The organism is Streptomyces griseocarneus (assembly GCF_014655595.1).
In the GTDB taxonomy this organism is placed as follows: domain Bacteria; phylum Actinomycetota; class Actinomycetes; order Streptomycetales; family Streptomycetaceae; genus Streptomyces; species Streptomyces griseocarneus.
The window spans coordinates 131,147-157,092 of record NZ_BNBL01000013.1; the positions used below are offsets into that span (position 1 = coordinate 131,147).

Sequence of the window (25,946 nt, forward strand, 5' to 3'; positions counted from 1 at the left end):
CGCGACCGGCCGGGCCCCGGGGACGCGCCCTAGGACCCGGCCACCAGCGTGATGTCGCGCTCGGAGGCGACGGCGATGAAGTGCGGCAGCGGGATCCCGTGCTTGTCCTTCTTGAACTGCAGCAGCATGCCGTCGGCGCGGGCCGTTCCCGCCCGGTAGGTCACGCGGTAGGGCAGGGCGTCGTTGCGCCACCGGTGCTCCTTGCCGTCGCAGGTCGCGATGGAGCCGCCGATGCCGCTGGTGATGCCGCTCTGCCGGATGTTGCTGCCGATGTAGACGGTGCCGGCGGGCTTGGCGAGGGGGGCGCAGCGGTAGGTGCCGGTGAGGGTGATGGTTCCGTCCGGGGCGATGTGGCCGGTGCGGTCGATGGCGAGGAAGTTGGGCGGGCGGACGGGTGCGGCGGCGGCCTCCGGGGCGGTCCCGGTGGCGGCGGTGGCGGTCAGGGTGGCGGCGCCTGCGGCGATGCCGATCGCCTCACGGATGCGCATGGGGTCGGTATCCCTCCATATGGACTGAAGCGCCAGGAATACCCGAGTCGGTGGCCCCGGTGTCCGTACGTCACCCGCCCGGCGGCGCGTCAGGGGGCGTGGGCGCCCGGCGCGTCAGCCGGCGTGCAGCATCAGGCCGATCCCGACGACCATCAGCCCCGCCGCCGCGATCCTGGGCCCGCCGAAGCGCTCCTTCATCAGCAGCGCGCCGATCGCCGCGCCCGCCAGGATCGACGACTCGCGCAGCGCCGCCACCGGCGCCAGCGCCGCCCGCGTCTGGGCCCACAGCACCAGGCCGTAGGCGAGGACCGACAGCAGCCCGCCCACCAGGCCCCGGACCGCGAACGGGCGGATCTCGCCGAGGAGACGGCCGCGCCGGGTGGCCACCGCCCAGGCCGGGATCACCAGCCCCTCCAGGATCATCAGCCAGGCGATGTAGCCCAGGGGCGAGCCGGAGGCCCGTACGCCCAGGCCGTCGACGACCGTGTACGCGGCGATGGCGAGCCCCGTCGCCGAGGCGGCGCCGATGGCCGCCCAGTGCGGCCGGGCCCCCGAGCCGCGGATGCCCCACAGCGCGAGGCCGACCAGGCCCGCCGAGGCCACCGCGACGCCCGCCAGCTGCCGCCCGCCGGCCGACTCGCCGGCGAAGACGGCGGCCAGGGCGGTGACGGCCAGCGGGGCGGTGCCGCGCGCGATCGGGTACATCTGGCCGAAGTCGCCCAGGGTGAACGACCGCATGAGCAGGGCCTGGTAGAGGACGTGCAGCACGGCGGACAGGAGCAGGTACGGCCAGGCGCCGTCCGCCGGCCGCGCCACGAACGGCAGCATCGCCAGGCCGCACACCGCACCGCCGCCGCCCACCAGCGTGAAGGCGAGCAGCTGGTCCTTGATGCCGTGCGCGATGGCGTTCCAGCCGGCGTGCGTGACGGCCGCGACGAGCACCGCGACGGCGACGAGCGGGGTCACGCGCTACTCCGCGCGCAGGACCGTCGCGACGATCGGGCCGGCCGAGTCGCCGCCGTGCCCGCCCCGCGGGACCACCGCGGCCGCCGCGACGTCGCCCCGGTAGGCGGTGAACCACCCGTTGGGCGCGCCCTGGCCGTCGACCTCGGCGGAGCCGGTCTTGGCGCCGATGTCCCCGCCCAGCCCGGACATGGCCTTCGCGCCCGTGCCGGAGACGGCCGTCAGCCGCATCATCGAGCGCAGGTCCCGGGCGACGGACGGCGACAGCGGCCGGGAGGCCTTGGCGACCTGCCGGTCGTCCAGCGCGGGGTCCACGAGGTAGGGCTGGCGGAACGAGCCGTTGCGCACGGTCGCGGCGACCGAGGCCATGTTCAGCGGGCTCATCTGCACCCGGCCCTGCCCGATCATCGCGGCGGCCTTGCCGGCGCCGCCGTCGGCGGGCACGCTGCCGTCGAAGGCGCCCACGCCCACCTTCCAGTCGAGTCCGAGGCCGAAGACGTCCCGGGCCTGGGCGGCGAGCGCGCCGTCGCCGACCTGGCCGGCCAGCGAGATGAAGGCGGTGTTGCAGGAGGCGGCGAAGTCCTGGGCGAAGGTGGCCCGGGAGTTCTCGCTGTCCTCGACGTTGTGGAAGGTCATGCCGTACGTGGCGTTCTTCGGACACGGCAGCGGCCTGCCCGGGGCGGCCTTGCCCTGCTCGAGCAGCAGCGCGGCGGTGACGACCTTCATCGTGGAGCCGGGCGCGGTCTGGCCGTTGAGCGCCGGGTTGAACTCCGTCTTCTGCGCGTTGGCGACCGCCAGGATCTCGCCGGTGCTCGGCTTCACGGCGACGACGGACGCGTCGGGGCGGCGGGAGACGGCCGACTCGGCGGCGCGCTGGACGGCGGCGCTGAGGGTGGTTTTCAGCCGGGCGGCCTTGCCCTGGGAGACGGTGTGCAGGGTCCGGGCGGCGGCGGCCCCGGGGGCCCCGGCCCGTACCTCGATCGCCGGCTCGCCGCCCGCCTTCTCGCCGAACCGCTTGCGCAGTTCGGGCAGGAGGTAGGTCAGCGAAGGGTACGCCTTGGCGTCCAGTTCGGCGCCGTCGCGGTCGACGACGGTGACCGGCGGCGCCTTGACGGCGCCGGTCGTCAGCGCCTGGCCCGGCGCGAGGTCGGGGTGCAGGACCGCGGGCCGCCAGCCGACGACCGCGCGGCCCCCGTTGCCCCGGACGACGGCCAGCGACGCGTCGTACGCCCAGGTCGAGCGCTGCTTGCCGTGGACGACCTCGGCGGTGACGGCGTAGGGCACCGTGGCGCCCGTGGCCGGGCCCTGCTTGAACGTCACCTTCTGCACGTGCGCGGCGTCGTGATAGCCGGTCAGCGCCGCCGTGGCCGCCTGGACGTCGCTGGTCAGGGCGGCGGCCTTGCCGGTGTCGCCGGCCGCCCACGCGGCGAGGAACGCGCGCGCGGTTCTCTCGGTCTCGGCCGCCGTGGGCGGCCCGGTCGGCGCGGGCGCGCCCGCGCGCGTGCCGCCCGAGTCGTTGCCGCCCGCGACGGCGTCCACCAGGTTGTAGGCCCCCAGTCCGGCCGCCCCCACCATCGCGACGGTGACACCGCCGATGGCGATCTTCACGCCAGTGCGCATCTCCCCAACCCCTCCCCCGGGTTTTAATCACCCGATTAAAACCCGCGTCGCACTGTACGGGACAGCAGTGACGCATGGGAGTGAATTGGCCGGAAACCGACTCTTGCGCGGAGGGTCAGATCCAGGTGTCGAACCACATCCGGTTGCGCCAGGCGTCCAGCGGAATCGCCTGGCCCGTGTAGATCGGGAAGAAGTAGATGAAGTTCCACGCGATGAGCAGGACCAGCGTGCCCGCCCCGACCGCGCCCACGACCCGGCGCCGCTCCGAGGCCCCCGCGGGCCCCAGCATCGCCCCGATCATCATGGCCACCGCCAGACACAGGAACGGCACGAAGACCACCGCGTAGAAGACGAAAATCGTCCGCTCCTGGTACAGGAACCAGGGCAGGTAGCCGGCCGCCACCGCGCACAGCACCGCGCCCGCCCGCCAGTCGCGCCGCAGCGCCCACCGGTAGAGCAGGTACAGCAGCGCGAAGCACGCCGCCCACCACAGCAGCGGGGTGCCCAGCGCGAGCACCTCGCGCGCGCACTTGTCGCCCGCGTCCAGCGGACAGCCGTCGCGGCCGGGCGCCGGGGACTCGTAGAAGTACGACACCGGCCGGGACTGCACCAGCCAGCTCCAGGGGTTGGACTGGTAGGTGTGCGGCGAGGTGAGGTTGGTGTTGAACTCCCACACCTGGTGCTCGTAATGCCACAGGCTGCGCAGCGGGTTGAGGACGCCGGCGAGGAAGCCGTCGGGGCTGTAGCCGCCCTCGGTCTCCGCCCAGTGCCGGTCGTAGCCGCTCTTCTGCCAGCCGGTGCTCTCGCCGTACGTCCCGCTGTTCGCGAACCAGCCCGTCCAGGAGGCGAGGTAGACGCCCAGCGCCACCGGCACGGTGGAGGCGAACGCCCACGGCACGTCCCGCCGCAGCGTCGAGAGCCACGGCCGCCGGGCCCCCGCCACCCGGCGCGAGCCCACGTCCCACGCCACCGTCAGCAGCCCGAACGCCGCCAGATAGACGGCACCGTTCCACTTGGTGGCGAAGGCCAGCCCCAGGCACACCCCGGCCGCCAGCCGCCACGGCCGCCACCCCAGCCCCAGCCGGTCCCCGACGTCGGCGTCCGGCAGCGCCTCCGGGCCGTCCGGCAGCGCCGCCGCCAGGCGCTCGCGCGCCTTGTCCCGGTCCACGAGCAGGCACCCGAAGGCGGCCAGCACGAAGAACACCAGCACCGAGTCCAGCAGCGCCGTGCGGCTCATCACGAAGTGCAGCCCGTCCACGGCGAGCAGCGCGCCCGCCAGGCACCCCAGGAACGTCGACCGGAACATCCGCCGCCCGATGCGGCACAGCATGAGCACCGACAGGGTGCCCAGCAGCGCCACCATGAAGCGCCAGCCGTAGGGGTTCAGCCCGTGCAGCCACTCGCCGACGGCGATGACCCACTTGCCGACGGGCGGGTGCACGACGTAGCCGATGGCGTCCGGGACGTCGGTGTGACCGGCGACGATCCGGTCGTTGATGTCCTTGTCCTTGCCCCAGTCGGCCTCGTAGCCGTTCTTCAGCAGGGCCCAGGCGTCCTTGGCGTAGTACGTCTCGTCGAATATGACGGCCTTGGGGCTGCCCAGGTGCCAGAACCGCAGCCCCCCGGCCAGCAGCGCCACCAGCAGCGGCCCGGCCCAGCCCATGGACAGCGCGAGCAGGCGCGCGGCCGCCGGGGACGCCCCCATCGCCGCCCACAGCCGCGTGCCGGGTTCGGCGTACGGCGGCACCAGCCGCTCGCGCACACCGGTCAGTGCGCTCGCGTGGCGGGGTCCGGGGTAGCCGAAGCGGCGGAGTCTGCGCTGCCAAGGGGGCGGCTGCTCGTCCGTCGGTCGGCCCTGCCGGGCATGCGTCGCGGTGTCACTGGTCACCGCGCCATCGTAGGGAACGAGCCTGTGGGAGTCCCGGGGGCGCCGCGCGGTCGGGGCGCGGCCGGGGCGCGGGCCGGCGCGAAGCGGACCGACGTGGCGTACGCCATGAATTCGCCATGAAGGGGAACCACGGACGTCCGTACGGGCGTTTTTAGGGGTCCACACCTGTGGACGCGGTCGGGGGACGCGTGCGTGACGGAAAGGGCTGCGCGTTGAACCTGATCGATCTGCTGCTGTTGCTGATCGTCGTCGGCTATGCCGTGTCCGGCTACCGGCGCGGCCTGGTGGCCAGCGCCGTGCTGCTCGCCGGGTTCCTCGGCGGCGCCGTGCTCGGCGTGTGGGCGCTGCCCTATGTGCTGCGGCCCTTCGAGGCGGGGACGGTGACCGCCGCCGTCGTCGCGGTGCTGGTCGTGCTCGTGCCGGCCGCCATGGGCCACGCCCTGGCCGCCCGCCTCGCCTGGCGGCTGCGCTCGCGGCTGACGTGGGCGCCCGTGCGGAGCGTCGACGGCATGGGCGGCGCGGTGGTCAACTCCCTGGCCGTGCTGCTGGTGGGCTGGATGGCCGCGAGCGTGCTGGTCTCGGCGAACTCGACGCTGCTGACCCGCGAGATCAAGGAGTCGACGCTGCTGGGCGCGGTCCAGCGGTCCATGCCGGAGCAGGCGCCCACCTGGTTCAGCCGGACCACGGACGCGCTGGCGGGGGCGGGCTTCCCGCAGGTCTTCAACCCCTTCGAGAGCGAGCCCGCCACGACCGTCGCGAAGCCCTCCGGCGACGCGGTCACCCCCGCCGCGACCCAGGCGGCGCGCTCGAGCGTCGTCAAGGTCGAGGGCGTCGCGGACGTCGGCGGCGGCCGGCGCGGCCAGGAGGGCAGCGGCTTCGTCTTCTCCCACGAGCACGTGATGACCAACGCGCACGTGGTCGCCGGCGTGGACGACCCGACCGTCAAGGTCGGCGGGGTCGGGCGCGCCTACCGCGCGAAGGTGGTCCTCTTCGACCCCAGGACGGACGTGGCCGTCCTCGACGTGCCGGGGCTGCCGGCGCCCGTGCTGCCCTTCGACAAGAGCGCCAGGCGGGGCGACGCGGCGGTCGTCGCGGGCTTCCCCGAGAACGGCGGCCTGGACCTGCGGGCCGCCACCGTGGCGAACGAGGTGCGCGCCAAGGGGCAGGACATCTACGGCGACGGCATCACCACCCGCGAGGTCTACTCCGTGCGCTCCACGGTCCGCCCGGGCAACTCCGGCGGCCCGCTGCTGACGACGTCCGGCAAGGTCTACGGCGTCGTCTTCGCCCGCTCCACCGCCGACGCGGAGACCGGCTACGTCCTGACCGCCGACCAGGTCGCGTCCGCCGCACGGCGTGCGGCGGACGCGACCGCTCCGGTGAGCACCGGGAGCCGGGCGGCGCTGTGACGTGACGTCACGGGTCCGCCCCTCCCGGCCGGGCGGTCAGGCGGTCAGCACTTGCCGAGGATCTGCAGCAGCTTCTCCTTCTCGGTCTGGGTGACGCTCAGTCCGTAGTAGTCCTTCACCGCCACCCACGCCTGGCTGTAGGGGCACTCGGCGCCCTTCGGCAGCCACTTCTCCGGGCTCCTGTCGCCCTTGGTGCGGTTGCTCCAGGTGGACACCACGATCAGCTGGGGCGCGGCGGTCATGTCGTTGGCGAACTCCAGGCGCTTCTCGGGCGTCCAGGTGCTCGCTCCCGACCCCCACGCGTGCCGCAGCGGCACGATGTGGTCGACGTCGACGTGCATCGGGTCGATGACCTTCCGGCCGTCGTACTCGCTGCGCCACTCGCCGCCGACGACCCGGCACGGGCCGTCGAGCGTGGCGGGCACGAGGGACTGGTGCTTGAGGGCGAGGTCACGGGTGGTGCACCGGTTGGGGCCGTGCAGGGCCCAGCAGGCGCCGCCGCCGAAGTGCTTGCGGTCGTAGCCCTTGCTGTTGAAGGGCTTGACGTCCAGGTCCTCCAGCAGGCGCACGGCCTCGTCGCGGTCCGGGACGTTCTTGGGCCACTTCGCCGGGAAGCTGCGGTAGCTGCCGTGCGCGGCCGCAGCGGCCTGGGCGGGCTTGTCCGGCGTGGCCTTGGCGGGCTTGTCGGCCTCGGTCTTGGCGGGCTTGTCCGGCGCGGCCTGAGCCGGCTTGTCAGCCTCGGTCTTGGCGGGCTTGTCCGGCGCGGCCTTGGCAGGCTTGTCCGGCGCGGCCTGAGCCGGCTTGTCCGGTGCCGCCTGGGCGGGCTTGTCGGCCTCGGCCTGGGCGGGCATGTCGGCCTCGGCCTTGGCGGGCATGTCGGCCTCGGGCTTGGCGGCCATGTCCGACGTGGTCGGCCTGGCGTGCTGCGCGTTCTCGTCGGGCGTGGTCTTGGGAGCCGTGTGCTCCTTCGGCGCGACCTTGGGGGGCGTCGTGTAGAGGTCCCCCTCCCACGCCGACGGGCCCTCGCAGTCGACCTCCTCGTAGTCCGCCGGCCGTGCGGCGCCCATCGGCTGCGCGGAGAGTCCGTGGCGCGCGAACTCCGGGCCCGGCGGGGGGATGGCGTGGGCGTCGGCGCCCGGGAGCGCCGCCAGCAGCAGGGCGGCGGCGGCGGTGAGGGACGCGAGGGCCGGACGCCGGTACCGGCGTGCGGATATGTCCTGGGAACGCATGCAATCTCCTTCACTGACGGAAAGCCAATGCAGCTGCTTGAGGAGTGCACCGAAAAAAGCCACATAAGCCGCTGTACTGACGAATTCACCCACCCGGCCCCGCGTCATCCCTCCCCACCCCTCCCCGGTCTCTCGCCCCCGCCCTCACACGCCCGTCCGCTCCCGCGCGTGCTCGTCCTCCTCCAGCAGCCGCTCCGCCAGGTTGTCCAGGGCGCGGTCCATGCGCGCCCGGTCCTCCGGGTCGGTGATGTCCCAGTCGTCGAGGTGCTCCGCGAGCCACGAGCGCCAGGCCGCGCCCAGCCGGTCGATCTCCGCCTCGCCGGCGGGCGTCAGGAGCAGCAGGTCGCCGTCCACGCGCGCGTACCCGGCGGCGGCCGTCCGGGCGAAGGCCGGCTCCAGCACCTCCGGCGGCATCCGGTGGGCCGCGGCCACGGACATCAGGCTCGCCTCGCCGCGCACGCGCAGCCGCCAGTGGATCTGGCCGAGGGTCCACGCCTCGACCGGGCCGAGCCGGCTGCCGGAGGCCTCCAGCACCTGCCGGCTGACCGGCCCGTCCTTGGCCGCGCGCATCACGCCCGCCACCGCCCGCTCCAGCTGCCGGTCGGACTCGGCCGAGTCCGGCGCGGCGAACGCCTCCCCCATGTCCGAGGCGCCCGCCCGCGCGCTGTCGCGCAGCGGCACCTCCTTGAGGAACCACGCCACCACGAAGCCGAGCAGCGCGACCGGCACCACCCACCGGAAGACGTAGTCCACGGTCGCCGCGTAGGCGTCGATCACCGGCGCGGCCTGGTCCGCCGTCAGCGCCCGCAGCCCCTGGGGGCTCAGGACGGCCGAGACGGGCACGCCGGGGGCTCGGTCGAGCGCGTCCAGCAGGTTGGGCTCGAGCCGGCCGCTGTAGAGGGTGCCGAAGACGGCCGTTCCGAAGGAGCTGCCGAGGGTGCGGAAGAAGGTGACGCCGGAGGTGGCGGTGCCCAGCTCCCGGTACGCCACCGTGTTCTGCACCGCGATGGTCAGCACCTGCATGGCCAGGCCGATGCCGAGCCCGAGGACGAGCATGTACAGCGACTCCAGCCACACGCCCGTGGTGCGGCCCATCGTGGACATCAGGTACAGGCCCAGGGCCGTCACGGCCATTCCGGCGACCGGGAACCAGCGGTAGCGGCCGGTGCGGCTGACGACCGTGCCGGAGAGCATCGAGGTGCCCAGCAGCCCGGCGACCAGCGGCAGGGTCCGTACGCCCGACATCGTGGCGGAGACCCCGTCGACGTACTGCAGGTAGGTCGGCAGGTAGGTCATCGCGCCGAGCAGCGCGAAGCCGACGATGAAGCTGAGGATGGAGCAGACGGTGAAGACGGGGTTGCGGAAGAGGTGCATGGGGAGCATGGGCTCCTTGGCCCGCAGCTCCACGACGACGAAGGCGGCGAGCAGCACCACCGCCCCGGTGAAGAGCCCGACGATCACCGCCGAGCCCCAGGCGTACTCGCTGCCGCCCCACTCCAGGCCGAGGACCAGCCCCGAGGAGCCGAGCGCGACGAGCACGATGCCCGCGTAGTCGATGACCGGGCGGACGGCCGAGCGGACGACCGGGATCGTCCGGGCCGCCATGACGACCATCACGATCGCCACGGGGACGTTGACGTAGAAGCACCAGCGCCAGGTGGCGTGGTCGGTGAAGACGCCGCCGAGCGTCGGCCCGACGACGGTGGTCACGCCGAAGACGGCGCCGAGGGCGCCCTGGTACTTGCCGCGCTCGCGCAGCGGGATGACGTCCGCGATCAGCGCCATGGCCGTGACCATCAGCCCGCCCCCGCCGACGCCCTGCACGGCGCGGGCGGCGATCAGCATGGGCATGGAGGTCGCCGCGCCCGCGAAGACCGAGCCGCCGACGAAGACGATCGCGCTGACCTGGAAGACCACCTTGCGGCCGAAGAGGTCGCCGAACTTGCCGACCAGGACCGTGGAGACCGTCTCGGCCAGCAGATAGGCGGTCACCACCCAGGCCATGTGCCCGCCGCCGCCCAGGTCGGCGACGATCGTGGGCAGCGCGGTCGAGACGATCGTCTGGTCGAGGGCCGCGAGCAGCATGCCGAGCACGATCGTGACGAAGACGAGGTTGGTGCGGCGGCGGCCGAGCGCCGGGGGTGCGGGCGGGGCGGTTGCGGTGGCCGTGGTCATCGTGACGTACCTCCCGTGCCCAGCATTTGGGGAGTCGCCCCCGCGCGCCACCTCTGGCGGGCGTGGGGCTGAGCCAGGGGCGCGCAGTCGCGTGTCGCACGCTCTTGCCACTTGTTCGCAGCTGCCCCCTATCATCGAGCGCTCACGACGAGCGGTTCACGCGAGGAGCGGATCGCGCCTGGACCGGTGAACGACACGCACAACGGACGGAGCACCGCCATGCACGTACCCGACGGGTTCATCGACGCCCCCGTCTCCCTGGCCGCCGGTGCCGTCGCCGCGACGGCCGTCGCGGTCGGCCTGCGCGGCGCCCGGCGGGAGCTGGACGAGCGCACGGCGCCGCTGGCCGGGCTCGTGGCCGCGTTCGTCTTCGCCGTCCAGATGCTGAACTTCCCCGTCGCCGCCGGCACCAGCGGGCATCTGCTGGGCGGCGCGCTCGCGGCGATCCTCGTCGGCCCCTATACCGGCGTCCTCTGCATATCCGTGGTGCTGCTGATGCAGGGCGTGCTGTTCGCGGACGGCGGCCTCACGGCGCTCGGCGTGAACATCTGCGACATGGCCGTCGTCACCACGGTCGTCGCCTACGCCCTCTTCCGGCTGCTGGCGACCGTGCTGCCCAGGCGGCGCTCCTCGGTCACCGCCGCCGCGTTCGTGGCCGCGCTGGTGTCCGTGCCGGCCGCGGCCGGTGCCTTCACCCTGCTCTACGCGCTGGGCGGCACGACGGACGTGCCGATCGGCAAGGTGTTCACGGCCATGGTCGGCGTGCACGTCCTCATCGGCATCGGCGAGGCCGCGATCACCGCGCTGACCGTGGGCGCGGTCGTGGCCGTGCGGCCCGACCTGGTGTACGGCGCGCGCGGGCTGGCCAAGCCGCTCGAGCTGCGCACCGCCGAGGGGACGGTGATCGAGCCCGTCGTCTCCACCGCCCCTCCGCGCCCGGTCCGCCGCCTCGCGCTCGTCGGCCTCCTGGCCGCCCTCGCCCTCGCCGGCTTCGTCAGCTACTACGCCTCCACCAGCCCCGACGGCCTGGAGAAGGTCGCCCACGACAAGGGCATCGACAGCAAGGCCGAGGAGCACGCCGCCAAGGACTCCCCGCTGGCGGACTACCAGGTCAAGGACGTCGGCGACGAGCGGATCTCGGGCGGCCTCGCCGGGGTGATCGGCGTGGGCGCGACGCTGGCGGTGGGCACGGGCGTGTTCGTCGCCGTCCGCCGGCGGCGCGGGCGCGCCGCCGAGCGGGCCGCGTCGGCCGGGACCGCCTGACATGGGAGCGGGCCACGCCCACAAGCTCTACCGGCACGCGCGCTCGCCCGTGCACGCCCTGCCGCCGCACTGCAAGATCGCGGCCGTCTTCTGCTTCGTGCTCGTCGTGGTGGCGACCCCGCGCGAGGCGCTGTGGGCCTTCGGGCTGTACGCGCTGCTGCTGGCCGTCGTCACGGCCGCGGCCCGCGTCCCGGCGGGCTTCCTGCTGCGCCGGCTGCTGATCGAGGTGCCGTTCGTGGCCTTCGCCCTGCTGATGCCGTTCGTGGCCGAGGGCGAGCGGGTGACGCTGTGGGGGCTCTCGCTCAGCGAGTCCGGGCTGTGGGGCGCCTGGAACATCCTCGCCAAGGGGACGCTGGGCGTCGCCGCGTCGGTGCTGCTGGCCTCCACGACCGAGCTGCGCGCGCTGCTGCTGGGGCTGCAGCGGCTGCGGATGCCCCCGCTGCTGGTCCAGATCGCGTCCTTCATGATCCGCTACGGCGACGTCATCACGGACGAGATGCGCCGCATGCGCATCGCCCGCGAGTCCCGCGGCTTCACCGCGCGCGGCGTACGGCACTGGAAGGTGCTGGCGACCTCCGCGGGGGCGCTGTTCATCCGCTCGTACGAGCGCGGCGAGCGCGTCCACCTGGCCATGGTGAGCCGGGGCTACACGGGCACGATGCCCGTGATCGACGAGGTGACGGCGACGCGTGCGCAGTGGACGTACGCCGCCGCGCTGCCGCTGGCCGCGCTGGCGGTCTGCCTGACCGGATGGATGCTGACATGACCCCTGCCCCCGGGACCCCCTCCCTCGAGGTCCGTGGCCTCGCCTTCGCCTACCCCGACGGCCACCAGGCCCTCTTCGGCGTCGACCTGTCCGTCGGGCGCGGCGAGCGCGTGGCCCTGCTCGGCCCCAACGGCGCCGGCAAGACCACGCTCGTCCTCCACCTCAACGGCATCCTCGGCGGCGGCGCGGGGACGGTGCGGGTGGCCGGGCTGCCGGTGGACAAGCGCAACCTCGCCGAGGTCCGCCGCCGCGTCGGCATCGTCTTCCAGGACCCCGACGACCAGCTCTTCATGCCCACCGTCCGCGAGGACGTGGCGTTCGGCCCGGCGGCGGCCGGGCTGCGCGGGGCGGAGCTGGCCGCCTGCGTGGACCGGGCGCTGGCCCGGGTCGGCATGTCCGGCTACGCCGACCGGCCCCCGCACCACCTCTCCTTCGGACAGCGGCGGCGGGTGGCCGTGGCCACCGTGCTGGCCATGGAGCCGGAGATCCTCGTCCTCGACGAGCCGTCCTCCAACCTCGACCCGGCCTCCCGCCGTGAGCTCGCCGACATCCTGCGCTCCCTGGACGTGACCGTGCTGATGGTCACCCACGACCTGCCGTACGCCCTGGAGCTGTGCGAGCGCTCGGTGGTGCTCAGCGACGGCGTCATCGCGGCGGACGGCCCCACGCGGGAGCTGCTGTGCGACGAGGAGCGGATGGCGGCGCACCGGCTGGAGCTGCCGTTCGGCTTCGACCCGCGCTCGGTGGCCGTGCGGGGGTGACCCCCCTGGTCCCGAGCACCCCCGGTCACGATGCACCATGGTGGATGGATTTGTTGTGATCGGCACGTGGGAGCGGGAAACAGTGGCGGACGGGGACGTGGACGTCCAGGGCACGGTGGCGGACGGTTTCGAACCGGTCCGGGACGCCTTCGCCGACAACTTCGCCCGGCGCGGTGAACGCGGCGCGGCCGTGGCCGTCTACCGGGACGGGCGCAAGGTCGTCGACCTGTGGGGCGGCACGCGCGACGCCGACGGGGGCACGGAACCGTGGCGGCGCGGCACGGCGCAGGTCGTCCGTTCCGCCACCAAGGGCGTGGCCGCCGCGGTCCTGCTCGTGCTGCACCAGCGCGGGCAGGTCGACCTGGACGCGCCGGTGGGCACGTACTGGCCGGAGTTCAAGGCGAACGGCAAGGAACGCGTCCTGGTGCGGCACCTGCTCGCGCACCGCGCCGGGCTGCCCGTGCTGGACACCCCGCTCACCCCCGCCCAGGCCGTCGACGGCGTCAGCGGCCCGCGGGCCGTCGCCGCGCAGGCCCCGGCGTGGGAGCCGGGCACGGACCACGGCTACCACGCGCAGACCTACAGCTGGCTGCTCGGCGAGCTGGTGCTGCGGGTGACCGGGCGGAGCATCGGCGAGTGGGTGGCGCAGGAGATATCCACCCCGCTGGGCCTGGACCTGTGGATAGGCCTGCCGGACGCCGAGCGCGGCCGGGTGGGCCGCGTGGCGGCCATCACGGCCCCGGCCGCCCCCGCCTCCGCGGGCCTGCGCGTACGCCCCAAGGCGTCGGTCGCCGACGCCTACCGCGACCCGGCGTCGCTGACGCACCGTGCGTTCGCCGCGATCGAGCCGCCCGCCGACGAGAACGACCCCGCCTACCGCGCCGCCGAGCTGCCCGCCTCGGCGGGCATCGCCACGGCGGACGCGCTGGCCCGCTTCTACGCCTCGCTGACCGGCGTGGTGGACGGCGGCCGGCGCCTGTTCGCCCCGGCCACGCTGACCATGGCCCGCTCGGAGGAGTCGGCGGGCCCGGACCGCGTCCTGGTCGTGAACACCCGCTTCGGCCTGGGCTACATGCTCCACGGCCCGGCCTCGCCGCTGCTGGCGCCCGGCTCCTTCGGCCACCCGGGCCGCGGCGGCTCGCTGGCCTTCGCCGACCCCGAGTCGGGGATCGCTTTCGGGTACGTCACCAACGGCATGCAGAAGAACGTGACGGCCGACCCGCGCGCCCAGGCCCTGGTGCGGGCGGTTGGCAGGGCCCTGGCGGGGTAGTGCTCGCCGCATGGCGGCGACGGGGCGGTTCGAGGGCTACGCGGTACTGATCACGGGCGCGGGGCGGGGCATCGGGGCGGCCACGGCGCGCCGCTTCGCCTCGGAGGGCGCGTCGGTGCTGCTGACGGACGTGGACGGCGAGCGGGCGGCGAAGGCCGCGGCGGCGCTGCGGGCGGACGGGCTGCGGGCGGAGTCGCTGGCGTGCGACGTCGCCGACGGCGCCGCCTGCGAGGCGGCGACGGCGTGCGCGGTGGACCGCTTCGGCCGGCTGGACGTGCTGGTCAACAACGCCTTCTCCTGCCATCCGGACCCGGCGCTGGTGGAGGACTATCCGGACGAGGTCTGGGCCCGGGACCTCGACGTCACGCTGACCGGCGCGCTGCGCTGCGTACGGGCCGCGATGCCGCACCTGGCGGCGGCGGGCGGCCGGGGCTCGGTGGTGAGCGTCGGCTCGGTCAACGGCGAGCAGGACTTCGGCAACCACGCCTACAGCGCGGCCAAGGCGGGCCTGGCGAGCCTGACCCGCACCCTGGCGGGCCAGTGCGCGCCCCGGAACGTGCGGGTGAACCTGGTGGCGCCGGGCACGGTGCACACGCCCAACTGGGACGGCCGCGAGGAGGCGCTGGAGCGGGCGGCGGCCTTCTATCCGCTGGGGCGGGTGGGGCGGCCGGAGGACGTCGCCGCGGCGGTGGCGTTCCTGGCGTCGCCGGACGCCGCGTGGATCACGGGGGTCACGCTGCCGGTCGACGGCGGGATCCTCATCGGGAACGTGGGGCTGCGAGGGGCGCTGCGGCGCTCCTGACGACGGCGGCGGACCGTGCCGGACGGCGTCATCCCCTCGGCGGCAGCTCCGGCCGCCTCAGGTCGGGGACGTCCGAGTAGTCCGGCGCCCGGGCCGCGCCGTGCCGCTCCAGCAGGTCCAGGGCCAGGCGCACCGCGTCGTCGAGCTGCTTGTGGCGGCCCTCCGCCCAGTCCAGCGGGGTGCGGTCGACCTCGATGTCGGGCTCGACGCCGCGGTTCTCCACGCTCCAGCCGTACTCGTCGAACCACGCCGCGTTCATCGGCACGGTGATCGACGTGCCGTCGGCGAGCCGGTGACGGCCCGTCATCCCGACGACGCCGCCCCAGGTGCGCAGGCCGACCACCGGCCCGATGCCCTGCAGCTTGAACGCCGCGGTGATCATGTCGCCGTCGGAGGACGTCATCTCGTCGGCGATGGCGACGACCGGGCCGCGCGGGGCGTTGGAGGCGTACGAGACGGCCTCGGCGTCGCGGGTGAGGTCCCAGCCGATGATGGTGCGGGTCAGCTTCTCCACCACCAGCTCGCTGATGTTGCCGCCCGCGTTGCCCCGTACGTCCACGATCAGCGCCGGCATGGACATCTCCCGGCGCAGGTCGCGGTTGAACTGGGCCCAGCCGGAGCCGCCCATGTCGGGGATGTGGAGGTAGCCGCACTTGCCGTCGCTGACCTCGCGGACCACCGCGCGGCGCTTGGCCACCCAGTCCTGGTAGCGCAGCGGCCGCTCGTCGACCAGCGGCACCACCGCGACCCGGCGTTCGTGCCCCTCGCCCTCGGGGGTGGCGAAGGTGAGCTCGACCGTCGTGCCGCCCGCCGCCGACAGCAGGGGGGCCGGGCCGGCGACGGGGTCCACCGGGCGGCCGTCGACGTGGGTGAGCACCGAGCCCTCGCGGATGCCGGAACCGGCCAGCGGCGAGCGGGCCTTGGAGTCGGAGGAGTCGCCGGGCAGGACGCGCCGGACCGCCCAGGAGCCGTCCTTGCGGTGGGTGAGGTTGGCGCCGAGCAGGCCGATGGCGCGCTGGTAGTGCGGCGGGCCCTCGTTGCGGCGGGCGGGGGTGACGTAGGCGTGCGAGGTGCCCAGCTCGCCGAGGACCTCGCGCAGCAGGTCGGCGAACTCGTCGGGCGAGGCGACGCGTTCGACCAGCGGCCGGTACTGCTCCAGCACGCCGTCCCAGTCGACGCCGCACATGCCCGGCTCCCAGAAGTAGGCCCGGACGATCCGGCCCGCCTCGGCGTAGGCCTGCCGCCACTCGGCGGCCGGGTCGACCTCGTGCAGGATGCGCCGCATGTCGATGTAGACGGTCGTGTCGCTGTCCCCCGGGTCCGTGGCGGGCACGGCCCGCAGGTCGCCCTCGTCGTTGATGACCAGCCGGGTGCCGTCGCCGCTGACGGAGAACCAGTCCACGGAGGAGGTGAGTTCGGTGCGCTTGGCCTTGACGAGGTCGAAGTGCTCGAGCGTGGGACGGCCGGTGGTGTCGGCGGGGTTGGCGAAGGTCTCGCCCAGCGCGCCGGAGATCGGCCAGCGCAGCCACACCAGGCCGCCGCCGTGGACGGGGTGGAGGGAGGAGTACTTCGAGGCGGCCACCGGGAAGGGCGTCACCCGGCTCTCGAGCCCCTCCGCCTCCACCGTCACCGCGCCCTCGGTGTCGCCGGTGTCGTCCAGGTCCAGGCCGCCGCCGGCCGGGCGGCCCTCCGTCGACAGCGCGAAGGGCGAGGGCGTGGCGGAGGAGAGCGGCACGAGGTAGGGGCGGCAGCCCAGCGGGAAGGACAGGTCGCCGGTGTGCACGTCGTAGACCGGGTCGAAGCCGCGCCAGGAGAGGAAGGCGAGGTAGCGGCCGTCGCGGGTGAAGACCGGCTGCTCGTCCTCGAAGCGGCCGTCGGTGACGTCCACGACCGTCCGGTCCGACAGCCTGCCGATCTTGATCTGCCGCAGCGAGCGCCCGATGCCCGGGTGGGACCAGGTCAGCCAGCCGGAGTCGGGCGAGAAGGCGAGGTCGCGCACGGGCCCGTTGGCCGACCGGATCAGCTCGGTGACCTCGCCGTCCCCCTCGGCGGAGGCGTCGACGAGCAGCAGCCGCCCGTCGTGCGCGGCGATGGCCAGGCGCCCGCCGTCCGGGGCGGCGATCAGCTCGTGCACCCGCCCGATGCGGCCCGCGGCCAGGCGGCGCGGCGCGGAGGGGCCGGCGGCGCGCGGCAGCTGGGCGATCTCGACGGCGTCCTCGCCCTCGGCGTCGGTGACGTAGGCGACCCGGCCGGTCGCCCCCAGCATCTCCGGCAGCCGCACCCGGACGCCCGGGATGTCGGTGAGGGTCCGGGCGGGGCCGTCGCGGTGGGTCAGCCAGTACAGGCTGCCGCGCACCTGGACGGCGCTGGCGCGGCCCGTGCGGTCGACGCTCAGCGACTCGACGTGGCGGGAGGCCTGCACCTGGTACGTGCGCCGCCCGGCGCGCGGGCCGCCGAGGCGGATGTCCAGCCTGCGCGGGGAGCCGTCGGCGGCCAGGTCCTCGGCCAGCCAGACCTCGCCCGCGCACTGGTAGACGACGCGTTCGCCGTCGGTGGAGGCGTGGCGGGCGTAGAAGTCCGCGTGGTCGGTGTGGCGGCGCAGGTCGGAGCCGTCGTGCCGGCAGGAGTAGAGGTTGCCGATGCCCTCGTGGTCGGAGAGGAAGGCGATGCGGTCGCCGACGAACATCACCGAGTCCAGGTGGCCGCCGAGCTCCGGCAGCAGCCGGGTGCCCTGCAGCCACAGCCGGCCCGTCGCGCCGCCCCGGTAGCGCTTCCAGGAGGCGGGCTCGTGCGGGGGCTTGCCGGTGAGGATCAGGGTCTTGTGCTCGCCGGCCACGTCGGCGACGGCGATGTCGGAGAGCGGGCCCCAGGGCAGCTGGCCGCCGGGGCCGCCGTCGGCGTGCACCTTGTAGGCCCAGGAGTAGTACGAGAACGGCTGGCCGTGCGAGCTGACCGCCAGGATGTGGGAGACGCCGTCCTCGGGGGGCGTCCAGCCGCAGACCCGGGTGTCGGTGCTGCCCCAGTAGGAGAGCCGGCGGGCCGGGCCGCCGTCGACGGAGGCGAGGTGGATCTCCGGGTCGAGGCTGCGCCAGCTGGTGAAGGCGATGTGCCGCCCGTCCGGGGAGAAGCGCGGGTGCCCGACCCTGGTGCGGTCGACGGTCAGCCGCCAGGCCCGCCCGGCGCCGTCCCCGGCGGCGGCCAGCGGGGCCAGCCAGAGGTCGTCCTCGGCGGCGAAGCAGAGCCGGTCGCCGTGCAGATGGGGAAAGCGGATGTAGGCGTCGTCGCTCACGCCTCCCATGGTTTCGGCGCCCGGGGGCCCCGGCAACTCGGTTCGTGACGGAGAACACCATCGAAACGATGCCGTTTCGATGAGCGCCGGGCTTACCCTCGTACGGTACGAAACCGTTTCGTACGACTCCAGGTGAGGGAGGCGCGGCATGCCCACGGACCCACCCAAGCCGGCGGCACGCCGCACCCGGCTGACCCCCGAGCGCGAGGCCGAGCTCTACGAGGCCGTGCTCGACCTCCTGCGCGAGGTCGGCTACGACGCGCTGACCATGGACGCCGTGGCCGCGCGGACGCACTCCAGCAAGGCGACCCTCTACCGCCAGTGGAAGGGCAAGCCGGAGCTGGTGGCCCGGGCGCTGCGGCACGACAAGCCGGTCAGCCTGGCGAACATCGACACCGGTTCGGTGCGCGGCGACCTGCACGCCATGGTGTGCCGGGCCGACACCGAGCAGATGGAGAAGGACACCGCCCTCCTGCGAGGGCTCGGGCACGCCGTGCACACCAACCCGGAACTCCACCGGGCGCTGCGCGAGGTGCTGGTCGAGCCCGAGATGGGATGGCTGGACGCGATGCTCCGGCGCGCGGTCGGGCGGGGCGAACTGGCGGCGGACAACCCCGCCATCCCGTTCGTCGCGCACATGATGATCGGCGGCTTCTTCGCACGCCCGCTGATCGACGACCGTCCGCCGGACGCCGACTACCTCACCCGCTACATCGACGCCGTGATCCTCCCCGCTCTCGGCGTATGACCGTCCCTCCCCACTTACACCCCCACTGAGGCCCCACCTGACGCACCGCTCTCGTCGGGCTGGTTCCCCATTCCAGTTCTCACGTATCCGATTCCTCAGGAATCCGACCCGACAGGGAGCACCACACTCGTGGCCACGTTCCTCTACCGACTCGGCCGGCTCGCCTACCGGCGGCGCTGGTACTTCGCCCTGATATGGGTGTTGCTGCTGGTGCTGGCCGGCGTCGGCGCCGCCACGGCGTCCAAGTCCACCAACAACGACTTCTCGATCCCCGGCACGGAGGCGCAGCAGGCCTTCGACCTGCTGGAGAAGCGTTTCCCCGGGAACACCGAACAGAACGCGAGCGCCCGCGTCGTCTTCAAGGCCCCCGACGGCCAGAAGCTGACCGACGCCAAGAACAAGAAGGCCGTCGAGCAGGTCATCGGTGAGCTCCGCAAGAGCTCCCAGGTGGCCGGGGCGGCCGACCCGTTCGAGGGCAAGACCGTCAACAAGGACGAGACCATCGGCTACGCCTCCGCGGCGTACAAGGTCAAGTCCACCGACCTCACCGAGGACTCGCGCGACGAGCTCAAGGACGCCGCCCAGCACGGGCGCGACGCCGGGCTGACCGTGGAGGTCGGCGGCAGCGTGCTGCAGCAGATGCCCGAGGGCGGCTCGGAGATCATCGGCATCGCGGTGTCGGCGGTCGTCCTGGTCATCACCTTCGGCTCGCTCATCGCGGCCGGCCTGCCGCTGCTGACCGCCATCATCGGCGTGGGCATCGGCGTCTCCTCGATCGCCGCGCTGGCGTCCGTCCTCGACCTGTCCAGCAACACCTCCACGCTCGCCATGATGATCGGCCTCGCGGTCGGCATCGACTACGCGCTCTTCATCGTCTCCCGCTACCGCGCGGAGCTCGCCGAGGGCCGTGAGCGCGAGGAAGCCGCGGGCCGGGCCGTCGGCACCGCCGGCTCCGCGGTGGTCTTCGCGGGCCTGACGGTCGTCATCGCGCTGGCCGGCCTCGCGGTCGTCAACATCCCGATGCTGACCAAGATGGGCATGGCCGCGGCCGGCACGGTCACCATCGCCGTGCTGATCGCGCTCTCCCTCATCCCCGCGCTGCTGGGCTTCGCGGGCAATCAGGTGCTCGCCCGCAAGGCCCGCAAGGCCGGCCCGGACGCGGCCGCCGCGGAGAAGCCGAACATGGGCACCCGCTGGGCCCGCCTGGTGCTGCGCCGGCCGGTGCTGGTGCTCGCGGCCGGCGTGCTGGGCCTGGGCGCCATCGCGGTGCCCGCCGCCTCCCTGGAGCTGGGCCTGCCCGACGACGGCGCGGCGTCCAAGAACACCACCCAGCGCAAGGCCTACGACCTGCTGTCCGAGGGCTTCGGCCCGGGCTTCAACGGCCCGCTCATCGGCGTCATGGACCTGTCCGGGTCGAAGGACGCCAAGGGCGCGGCCCAGAAGGTCCAGGACACCCTGGCGAAGCTGGACAACGTCGCCACCGTGACCCCGGCGCAGTTCAACAAGGCCGGCGACGCGGCGATGCTCATGGTCGTCCCGAAGTCCAAGCCGACCAGCACCGAGACCGAGGACCTCGTCCACGCCATCCGCGGCGAGAGCGCGTCGCTGAAGTCCGACACCGGCGCCAAGGTGCTGGTCACGGGCGCGACGGCGATGAACATCGACGTCTCGCAGAAGCTGAACGACGCGCTGCTGCCCTACCTGGCGCTCGTCGTGGGCCTGGCCTTCCTGCTGCTGATGGTCGTCTTCCGCTCCGTGCTGGTGCCGCTGAAGGCCGCGCTGGGCTTCCTGCTGTCGGTGATCGCCGCGCTCGGCGCCGTCGTTGCGGTCTTCCAGTGGGGCTGGCTGGGCGGCCTGTTCGGGGTCGAGGAGACCGGCCCGATCATGAGCATGATGCCGATCTTCATGGTGGGCGTCGTCTTCGGCCTCGCCATGGACTACGAGGTCTTCCTCGTCACGCGGATGCGCGAGGCCTACGTCCACGGCGAGCGCCCGGGCGAGGCCGTCGTGACCGGCTTCCGGCACGGCGCGCGGGTTGTCACGGCGGCCGCCGTCATCATGATCAGCGTCTTCGCCGGCTTCATCGGCTCGTCCGAGTCGATGATCAAGATGATCGGCTTCGGCCTCGCCATCGCCGTCTTCTTCGACGCGTTCGTGGTCCGCATGGCGATCGTCCCGGCGGTGCTGGCGCTGCTGGGCAAGGCGGCCTGGTGGCTGCCGGGCTGGCTCTCCAAGGTCCTGCCGAACGTGGACGTCGAGGGCGAGGGGCTGCAGAAGCACCTCGCGCCGGCGGCCGCGCCGGCCGCGGCGTCCGGTGACGCCGACGCCGACCCCGACCTCGACGGGAAGCGCGAGCCGGCCCGCGTCTGACGCGGCACGGCAGATCAGCGGCCGGGGCCCGGGTTCCACGAGGAACCCGGGCCCCGGCTCGTCGCGTTCACGCCCGCCGCGGCGTCCCGCGCGGGCGGACGCGGCGTCAGAGACGGTCGTCCAGGTCGTCCTGGATGTCGTCGATGGAGCCCTGGCGGCCCTGCTGTTGCTGCCGGCGCTCGTTGAGGCGGTCCTGTGCCTGCTGGCCGGGCTGGCGCGTGTCCTGGCTCTTCTGCTGGCCCTTCTGCTGGCCCTGCTGCCCCTTCTGCTGCACCTGCTGCTTGGCCTTCTCGGCCTTCTGCTTGGCCTTCTGCGCCTTGTCCTGCATCTCGTCCTTGATGCCCATGCGTGTTCACTCCTAAGGGAGATCGGGGAATCGGGCCGCGACCAGCCTCACACGCCGGGACGAACCGCGCATTTCGATCAGTGACGCTCCGTGCCCGCCCCCGCGTCGGCGGCCCCGCCCGCCCCCACCAGGCCCACGCGCACCCCGCCCAGCCGGGGTTCCGCGCGCCGCATCTCGCGCGGGCCGCCCAGGGCGAGGAGGCCCGGCAGCGCGCCCCGCAGCGGCTGCACGGCGCGCAGCCAGGGCTGGGCGTAGACGTGCGCCGAGCGCCGCTCGATGCCCGCCACCAGCCGGTCGACGGCCGGGCCCGGCGGATACGTGCGGTTGGCGGGCCACGGCAGCCGCCGGCGCATCTCCCGCATCACCTCGAACTCGTCGGCGCCGCGCACCATGTCCGTGTCGGTCCAGCTCAGGTACGCCACCCCGACCCGTACGCCCTTGTGCGCGACCTCGGCGCGCAGGCTGTGCGCGTACGCCTCGACGCCCGCCTTGGACGCGCAGTACGCCGTCATCATCGGCGCGGGGGCGAGGGCGGCGAGGGAGGCTATCTGGAGGAGGTAGCCGCGGCTCTCGGACAGGACGGGCAGGAAGGCGCGGCCCGTGACGGCGCTGCCGATGAGGTTGACCTCGATGACGCGGCGCCAGGCGGCGAGGTCCGATCCGGCGAGCGGACCGCCCGTGGCCACACCGGCGTTGGCGACGAGGACGTCCACCTTGCCGAACCGGTCCTTCACCTCGCCCGCCACGCGCTCCATCGCCTCGTGGTCGGTGACGTCGGCGTACCAGTGGGCGGCGTCGGAGCGCAGCGTCCCCGCGACCCGGCGCAGTTCGTCCGGCTCGAGCCCGACCAGCGCCACGCTCGCACCGCGCGCGGACAGCTTGCGGGCCAGCAGCTCCCCCACCCCGCGCGCGGCCCCGGTGACGACGGCGACCTGGCCGGCGAGCCCCGTCCGGGCCCTCATCGCGTCGCCTCCTTCGCGGCGGCCGGGGTCCGTCGCGCCCGGGGCAGCCGCATGATCTGGTACTCGGCGAGGTCCAGCCGCCGGGTCTCCTTGCGGAACTCGGCCGTCGTACCGGGCCACAGCGTGGTGTTGCGGCCGGACGCGTCCAGATACCAGCTCCTGCAGCCGGTGTTCCACACCGTCCGGCCCATGCGCTGCTGGACCCTGCGGTTCCAGGCGTGGACGGCCGAGGGGCGGGCGTCGAGGGCGGCCCGGCCGCCGAGGGTGCCGAGCTGGCGGAGGAAGTCGGCCATGTAGTTCAGCTGGGACTCGATGACGAGGATCATCGAGCTGTTCCCCAGCCCGGTGTTGGGGCCGACGATGGTGAGGAAGTTGGGGAAGCCGGCGACGCTGGTGCCGCGCAGGGCCGCCACGCCGTCCTTCCACTCCTCGGCCAGCGTGGTGCCGTCCACTCCCGTGACGCGCGCGGCGATCGGCATGTCGGTGACGTGGAAGCCGGTGCCGAAGACGATCGCGTCCGCCTCGGCCTCGGTGCCGTCGGCGGCGACGAGCGTGGAGCCGCGCACCTCGGCGAGGCCGGAGGCGACCAGGCCGACGTTGGGGCGGGTGAGCGCGGGGTAGTAGTCGTTGGACAGCAGGATGCGCTTGCAGCCGATGCGGTAGTCGGGCGTGAGCTTCGCGCGCAGGGCGGGGTCCTTGACGGCCTTGCGCATGTGGGACCTCGCGGTGCTCTCCAGCAGCCGCATCCGGTCCGGCCACTTGGTGAACAGCCCGACCTGCAGCTCGCGGATGCCCCAGACCGTGCCCCGGCGCAGCGCCGCGGTGGCGGGCACCTTCGCGTGCAGCCACCGCTCGGCGGCGGTGATCGGGCGGTCGGAGCGCGGCAGGACCCACGGCGGGGTGCGCTGGAAGAGGGTGAGCGCGCGGACCTCCGGCTGGATGGCGGGCACGATCTGGACGGCGGAGGCGCCCGTGCCGATCACGGCGACGCGCTTGCCGCGCAGGTCGTAGTCGTGGTCCCAGCGGGCGGAGTGGAAGACCTTGCCGGGGAAGCCGTCGAGGCCGGGCACCTCGGGGATGCTGGGGTCGGACAGCGCGCCGGTGGCGGAGACGACGACGTCGGCGGTGTACCCGGCGCCGTCGGCGGTGTCGATCTCCCAGCGCAGCTCGCCCGTGTCCCAGCGCAGGGCTCTGACCTCGCAGTCGAGCCGTATGTGCGGCCGCAGCCGGAAGGTGTCCGTGATGTGCTCGAGGTACGCGCGGATGTACGACTGGCCGGAGAAGGTGCGCGGCCACTCGGGGTTGGGGGCGAAGGAGAAGGAGTACAGGTGGGAGGGGACGTCGCAGGTGCAGCCGGGATAGGTGTTGTCCCGCCAGGTGCCGCCGACGGCACCGGCGCGCTCCAGGACCACGAAGTCGGTGACGCCCTCGCGGCGCAACCGCACCGCCGCCCCCAGCCCCCCGAACCCGGAGCCGATCACCGCCACCCGTACGTGCTGACGCTCATGCTCGGCCATGCCGCAGCCTCCCGGTCGACACACTCGACACAACGGTGCCAGCGATTACTGGCACAGTGGCGAGCGTAGGGGAGAGGCCTACCGGCCGTACATGGTTGTGGACAACGGGAGTTACCGCGAGTCGCACCCCGCGGGGGCGGGGCCCCGGAGGGGCTCCCGCCGCGGGCTCCCGCCTACGCGCCGAAGACCGCCGTCACGGGGGCGTGGTCGCTCCAGCGCTCCGCGTGCGTCGCGGCGCGCTCCACGCGGGCCTTCAGGGCGCGCTCGGCGAGGCCGGGGCTGGCGACGAGGTAGTCGATGCGCCAGCCGGAGTCGTTGTCGAAGGCGCGGCCGCGGTAGGACCACCAGGAGTAGGGGCCCTCGACGCCCGGGTGGAGGGCGCGGACGACGTCCACGTACTCCGTGAAGACCTTGGTCAGCCACTCGCGCTCCTCGGGGAGGAACCCGGCGCTCTTGCGGTTGGCCTTCCAGTTCTTCAGGTCGGCCTCGGTGTGGGCGATGTTCCAGTCGCCGCAGACCAGCACCTCGCGGCCCTCCGCCGCGGCCCGGGCCTTGAGGCCGACGAGGTAGGGGAGGAACTCCGCCATGAAGCGTTCCTTCTCGTCCTGGCGCTCCGTGCCGACCTCGCCCGAGGGCAGGTAGAGGCTGGCCACCGTCACGCCCGGCAGGTCGATCTCGGCGTACCGGCCGCTGCCGTCGAACTCCGCCGAGCCGAATCCCACGCGCACCGCGTCCGGCTCGCGCCGGGAGTAGAGCGAGACGCCCGCCCGGCCCTTGGCCGCCGCCGGGGCGTGCACCACGTGCCAGCCCTCGGGCGCGCGCACCTCGTCGGGCAGCTGGTGGGCCTCGGCGCGGACTTCCTGCAGGCAGACCACGTCGGCCTCGGTCGCGGCCAGCCACTCCACGAAGCCCTTCTTGGCCGCGGCGCGCAGTCCGTTCACATTTGCGGTGGTTACGGTCAGGTTCGGCATTCCCGGCACGATACCTACTCCCGATAACCAGTGCCGACCACCAGGGGTACGACCATACGATTCCGCAATGAAGATCCTGCCCGTCACCCTTGATCATCCAGACGCCGCAAAGCTCGATGACCAGGTGCAATCGGAGTACGTCGAGCGCTACGGCGACGCGGACCTCGCCCCCATGGACCCGGCGCAGTTCGCCCCGCCGCGTGGCCTGTATCTCATCGCGTACGACGCGGACGGCACCCCGCTGGCCACGGGCGGGTGGCGGTCCATGGAGCGGGACGAGGAGCAGTACGCGGACGGCGACGCCGAGGTGAAGCGGATGTTCGTGGTCCCCGCGGCGCGCGGCCAGGGGCTGGCGCGCCGGATCCTGGCCGCACTGGAGGACAGCGCGCGGGCCGCCGGGCGCACCCGCATGGTGCTGTCGACCGGGGACCGCCAGCCCGAGGCCATAGCGCTGTACCGCTCCAGCGGCTACGAGCCCGTCGTGCCGAAGTTCGGGTTGTACCGCACCTACGAGAGCAGCCTCTGCTTCGGCAAGCCGCTCGGCTAGGACACGCCCTGGGACCGGCGGCTCGCTACGAGCCGCCCCCGTGTCCCGCGATGGCGGCCTCGACCTCCGCGCGGACCTTCTCCGCCGGGTAGCGCCGCACGTCGCCGTACGGCGCGAGCGCACGGTCCGCCGCCTCGTGGTCCTCCTCGCGGACCTCGGCCATCAGGACCGTGCTGCCCGGCGGCACCTCCGCCGCCAGCATCTCCAGGGCGGCGTTGGAGGCGGTGGCCTCGCGGGCGTCGTGGACGCCGCCGATCAGGCCGCCCGCGCCGAAGCCGATCAGGACGCCGAGCGGCCCGCCGAGGATGCCCAGCAGGCCGCCGAGGAGGCCGCCCATGGCGAAGGCCCTGGCCGTGCCGGAGTTGTCGACGGCGTCGGGGAAGTCCAGGGCGCCCTCCGCGTCCCGCGCGATCACCGCGCCCTCGCGCAGGGTCAGGCCGCCTTCGGTGTGCGCCTGGCGCAGGGCGTCCAGGGCGCGGTGGCCCTTGTCGGCCGAGGGCACGGTCAGGAAGAGGACGTTGTCGTTCATGGCATCCACTCTTGTGCCCGGGGCCCCGCGCCG

At 73.7% G+C, this 25,946-nt stretch carries 21 protein-coding genes; 9 read left to right on the forward strand and 12 right to left on the reverse strand.

What is annotated here, in order from left to right; translation table 11 throughout:
- Positions 1 to 29: 29 nt before the first annotated feature.
- From IE295_RS27845 to IE295_RS27860, 4 genes are all read right to left on the reverse strand, one after another.
- Positions 30 to 488 carry a DUF6299 family protein gene (locus tag IE295_RS27845; protein WP_190066527.1) on the reverse strand — a complete coding sequence of 153 codons (459 nt, stop codon included), beginning with the start codon at positions 486 to 488 and terminating at the stop codon, positions 30 to 32.
- A gap of 114 nt (positions 489 to 602) precedes the next feature.
- Entirely contained in the window at positions 603 to 1,454 is an 852-nt protein-coding gene (locus tag IE295_RS27850; protein ID WP_190066528.1) for an EamA family transporter, read from the reverse strand.
- Positions 1,455 to 1,457: 3 nt separating this feature from the next.
- A complete protein-coding gene (locus IE295_RS27855) occupies positions 1,458 to 3,071 on the reverse strand; it encodes a penicillin-binding transpeptidase domain-containing protein (RefSeq protein WP_190066529.1) in 1,614 nt (537 codons plus the stop codon).
- Between the two features lie 115 nt (positions 3,072 to 3,186).
- Positions 3,187 to 4,959, reverse strand: coding sequence for a dolichyl-phosphate-mannose--protein mannosyltransferase (locus IE295_RS27860; RefSeq protein WP_190066530.1), 1,773 nt, complete (start codon positions 4,957 to 4,959; stop codon positions 3,187 to 3,189).
- A 212-nt stretch (positions 4,960 to 5,171) separates the two neighbouring features.
- Between IE295_RS27860 and IE295_RS27865 the strand changes: the two genes are divergently transcribed.
- Positions 5,172 to 6,368 carry a MarP family serine protease gene (locus IE295_RS27865; RefSeq protein WP_190066531.1) on the forward strand — a complete coding sequence of 399 codons (1,197 nt, stop codon included), beginning with the start codon at positions 5,172 to 5,174 and terminating at the stop codon, positions 6,366 to 6,368.
- 44 nt (positions 6,369 to 6,412) lie between these two features.
- Here IE295_RS27865 and IE295_RS27870 read toward each other — a convergent pair whose 3' ends face one another.
- Positions 6,413 to 7,597, reverse strand: coding sequence for a GmrSD restriction endonuclease domain-containing protein (locus tag IE295_RS27870; RefSeq protein ID WP_190066532.1), 1,185 nt, complete (start codon positions 7,595 to 7,597; stop codon positions 6,413 to 6,415).
- Between the two features lie 144 nt (positions 7,598 to 7,741).
- Positions 7,742 to 9,772 carry an MDR family MFS transporter gene (locus IE295_RS27875; RefSeq protein ID WP_190066533.1) on the reverse strand — a complete coding sequence of 677 codons (2,031 nt, stop codon included), beginning with the start codon at positions 9,770 to 9,772 and terminating at the stop codon, positions 7,742 to 7,744.
- A 219-nt stretch (positions 9,773 to 9,991) separates the two neighbouring features.
- Here IE295_RS27875 and IE295_RS27880 point away from each other — a divergent pair, with 219 nt between their 5' ends.
- The 5 genes from IE295_RS27880 to IE295_RS27900 are packed head-to-tail and all read left to right on the forward strand — an operon-like array spanning position 9,992 to position 14,634.
- The gene (locus IE295_RS27880) at positions 9,992 to 11,035 is read left to right on the forward strand and encodes an energy-coupling factor ABC transporter permease (RefSeq protein ID WP_190066534.1); all 1,044 of its coding nucleotides are present in this window, start codon (positions 9,992 to 9,994) and stop codon (positions 11,033 to 11,035) included.
- A gap of 1 nt (position 11,036) precedes the next feature.
- The gene (cbiQ, locus tag IE295_RS27885) at positions 11,037 to 11,801 is read left to right on the forward strand and encodes a cobalt ECF transporter T component CbiQ (protein WP_190066535.1); all 765 of its coding nucleotides are present in this window, start codon (positions 11,037 to 11,039) and stop codon (positions 11,799 to 11,801) included.
- On the forward strand, positions 11,798 to 12,562 hold the full coding sequence (locus IE295_RS27890) for an energy-coupling factor ABC transporter ATP-binding protein (RefSeq protein ID WP_224323390.1): 765 nt from the start codon (positions 11,798 to 11,800) through the stop codon (positions 12,560 to 12,562). Before cbiQ ends, IE295_RS27890 begins: the two co-directional genes overlap by 4 nt.
- 55 nt (positions 12,563 to 12,617) lie before the next feature.
- Positions 12,618 to 13,832 carry a serine hydrolase domain-containing protein gene (locus tag IE295_RS27895; RefSeq protein ID WP_224323391.1) on the forward strand — a complete coding sequence of 405 codons (1,215 nt, stop codon included), beginning with the start codon at positions 12,618 to 12,620 and terminating at the stop codon, positions 13,830 to 13,832.
- A 10-nt stretch (positions 13,833 to 13,842) separates the two neighbouring features.
- Entirely contained in the window at positions 13,843 to 14,634 is a 792-nt protein-coding gene (locus IE295_RS27900) for an SDR family NAD(P)-dependent oxidoreductase (RefSeq protein WP_190066538.1), read from the forward strand.
- 28 nt (positions 14,635 to 14,662) lie between these two features.
- On the opposite strand, the gene IE295_RS27905 is transcribed toward IE295_RS27900, so the two are convergent.
- Positions 14,663 to 17,932 carry a S41 family peptidase gene (locus IE295_RS27905; protein WP_190066539.1) on the reverse strand — a complete coding sequence of 1,090 codons (3,270 nt, stop codon included), beginning with the start codon at positions 17,930 to 17,932 and terminating at the stop codon, positions 14,663 to 14,665.
- A gap of 139 nt (positions 17,933 to 18,071) precedes the next feature.
- Here IE295_RS27905 and IE295_RS27910 point away from each other — a divergent pair, with 139 nt between their 5' ends.
- A complete protein-coding gene (locus IE295_RS27910; protein ID WP_190066540.1) occupies positions 18,072 to 18,671 on the forward strand; it encodes a TetR/AcrR family transcriptional regulator in 600 nt (199 codons plus the stop codon).
- 129 nt (positions 18,672 to 18,800) lie between these two features.
- Positions 18,801 to 21,041, forward strand: a complete 2,241-nt coding sequence (locus tag IE295_RS27915; protein ID WP_190066541.1) for an MMPL family transporter — start codon at positions 18,801 to 18,803, stop codon at positions 21,039 to 21,041.
- Positions 21,042 to 21,147: 106 nt separating this feature from the next.
- Here IE295_RS27915 and IE295_RS27920 read toward each other — a convergent pair whose 3' ends face one another.
- The 4 genes from IE295_RS27920 to IE295_RS27935 all read right to left on the reverse strand — a co-directional run bounded on the left by IE295_RS27920 (position 21,148) and on the right by IE295_RS27935 (position 24,837).
- Entirely contained in the window at positions 21,148 to 21,387 is a 240-nt protein-coding gene (locus tag IE295_RS27920; RefSeq protein WP_190066542.1) for a hypothetical protein, read from the reverse strand.
- Positions 21,388 to 21,464: 77 nt separating this feature from the next.
- On the reverse strand, positions 21,465 to 22,349 hold the full coding sequence (locus IE295_RS27925) for an SDR family oxidoreductase (protein WP_190066543.1): 885 nt from the start codon (positions 22,347 to 22,349) through the stop codon (positions 21,465 to 21,467).
- The gene (locus tag IE295_RS27930) at positions 22,346 to 23,866 is read right to left on the reverse strand and encodes a flavin-containing monooxygenase (RefSeq protein WP_190066544.1); all 1,521 of its coding nucleotides are present in this window, start codon (positions 23,864 to 23,866) and stop codon (positions 22,346 to 22,348) included. The genes IE295_RS27925 and IE295_RS27930 overlap by 4 nt, the downstream gene beginning before the upstream one ends.
- Positions 23,867 to 24,039: 173 nt before the next feature.
- Positions 24,040 to 24,837 carry an exodeoxyribonuclease III gene (locus IE295_RS27935; RefSeq protein ID WP_190066545.1) on the reverse strand — a complete coding sequence of 266 codons (798 nt, stop codon included), beginning with the start codon at positions 24,835 to 24,837 and terminating at the stop codon, positions 24,040 to 24,042.
- A 67-nt stretch (positions 24,838 to 24,904) separates the two neighbouring features.
- Here IE295_RS27935 and IE295_RS27940 point away from each other — a divergent pair, with 67 nt between their 5' ends.
- Positions 24,905 to 25,384 (forward strand): GNAT family N-acetyltransferase, encoded by a 480-nt coding sequence (locus tag IE295_RS27940; RefSeq protein ID WP_190066546.1) that lies wholly within the window; start codon positions 24,905 to 24,907, stop codon positions 25,382 to 25,384.
- A 25-nt stretch (positions 25,385 to 25,409) separates the two neighbouring features.
- Here the strand turns inward: IE295_RS27940 and IE295_RS27945 are convergent, their stop codons facing one another.
- Positions 25,410 to 25,913, reverse strand: a complete 504-nt coding sequence (locus IE295_RS27945) for a DUF1269 domain-containing protein (RefSeq protein ID WP_190066547.1) — start codon at positions 25,911 to 25,913, stop codon at positions 25,410 to 25,412.
- Positions 25,914 to 25,946 lie beyond the last annotated feature (33 nt).

Excerpts from the sequence above, each read along its gene's own strand:
- IE295_RS27870 (WP_190066532.1), bottom strand. The coding sequence starts at position 7,597 with ATGCGTTCCCAGGACATATCCGCACGCCGGTACCGGCGTCCGGCCCTC.
- IE295_RS27925 (WP_190066543.1), bottom strand. The coding sequence starts at position 22,349 with ATGAGGGCCCGGACGGGGCTCGCCGGCCAGGTCGCCGTCGTCACCGGG.
- cbiQ (WP_190066535.1), top strand. The coding sequence starts at position 11,037 with ATGGGAGCGGGCCACGCCCACAAGCTCTACCGGCACGCGCGCTCGCCC.
- IE295_RS27920 (WP_190066542.1), bottom strand. The coding sequence starts at position 21,387 with ATGGGCATCAAGGACGAGATGCAGGACAAGGCGCAGAAGGCCAAGCAG.
- IE295_RS27945 (WP_190066547.1), bottom strand. The coding sequence starts at position 25,913 with ATGAACGACAACGTCCTCTTCCTGACCGTGCCCTCGGCCGACAAGGGC.
- IE295_RS27900 (WP_190066538.1), top strand. The coding sequence starts at position 13,843 with ATGGCGGCGACGGGGCGGTTCGAGGGCTACGCGGTACTGATCACGGGC.
- IE295_RS27875 (WP_190066533.1), bottom strand. The coding sequence starts at position 9,772 with ATGACCACGGCCACCGCAACCGCCCCGCCCGCACCCCCGGCGCTCGGC.
- IE295_RS27905 (WP_190066539.1), bottom strand. The coding sequence starts at position 17,932 with ATGGGAGGCGTGAGCGACGACGCCTACATCCGCTTTCCCCATCTGCAC.
- IE295_RS27845 (WP_190066527.1), bottom strand. The coding sequence starts at position 488 with ATGCGCATCCGTGAGGCGATCGGCATCGCCGCAGGCGCCGCCACCCTG.
- IE295_RS27930 (WP_190066544.1), bottom strand. The coding sequence starts at position 23,866 with ATGGCCGAGCATGAGCGTCAGCACGTACGGGTGGCGGTGATCGGCTCC.
- IE295_RS27940 (WP_190066546.1), top strand. The coding sequence starts at position 24,905 with ATGAAGATCCTGCCCGTCACCCTTGATCATCCAGACGCCGCAAAGCTC.
- IE295_RS27935 (WP_190066545.1), bottom strand. The coding sequence starts at position 24,837 with ATGCCGAACCTGACCGTAACCACCGCAAATGTGAACGGACTGCGCGCC.
- IE295_RS27855 (WP_190066529.1), bottom strand. The coding sequence starts at position 3,071 with ATGCGCACTGGCGTGAAGATCGCCATCGGCGGTGTCACCGTCGCGATG.
- IE295_RS27890 (WP_224323390.1), top strand. The coding sequence starts at position 11,798 with ATGACCCCTGCCCCCGGGACCCCCTCCCTCGAGGTCCGTGGCCTCGCC.
- IE295_RS27910 (WP_190066540.1), top strand. The coding sequence starts at position 18,072 with ATGCCCACGGACCCACCCAAGCCGGCGGCACGCCGCACCCGGCTGACC.
- IE295_RS27880 (WP_190066534.1), top strand. The coding sequence starts at position 9,992 with ATGCACGTACCCGACGGGTTCATCGACGCCCCCGTCTCCCTGGCCGCC.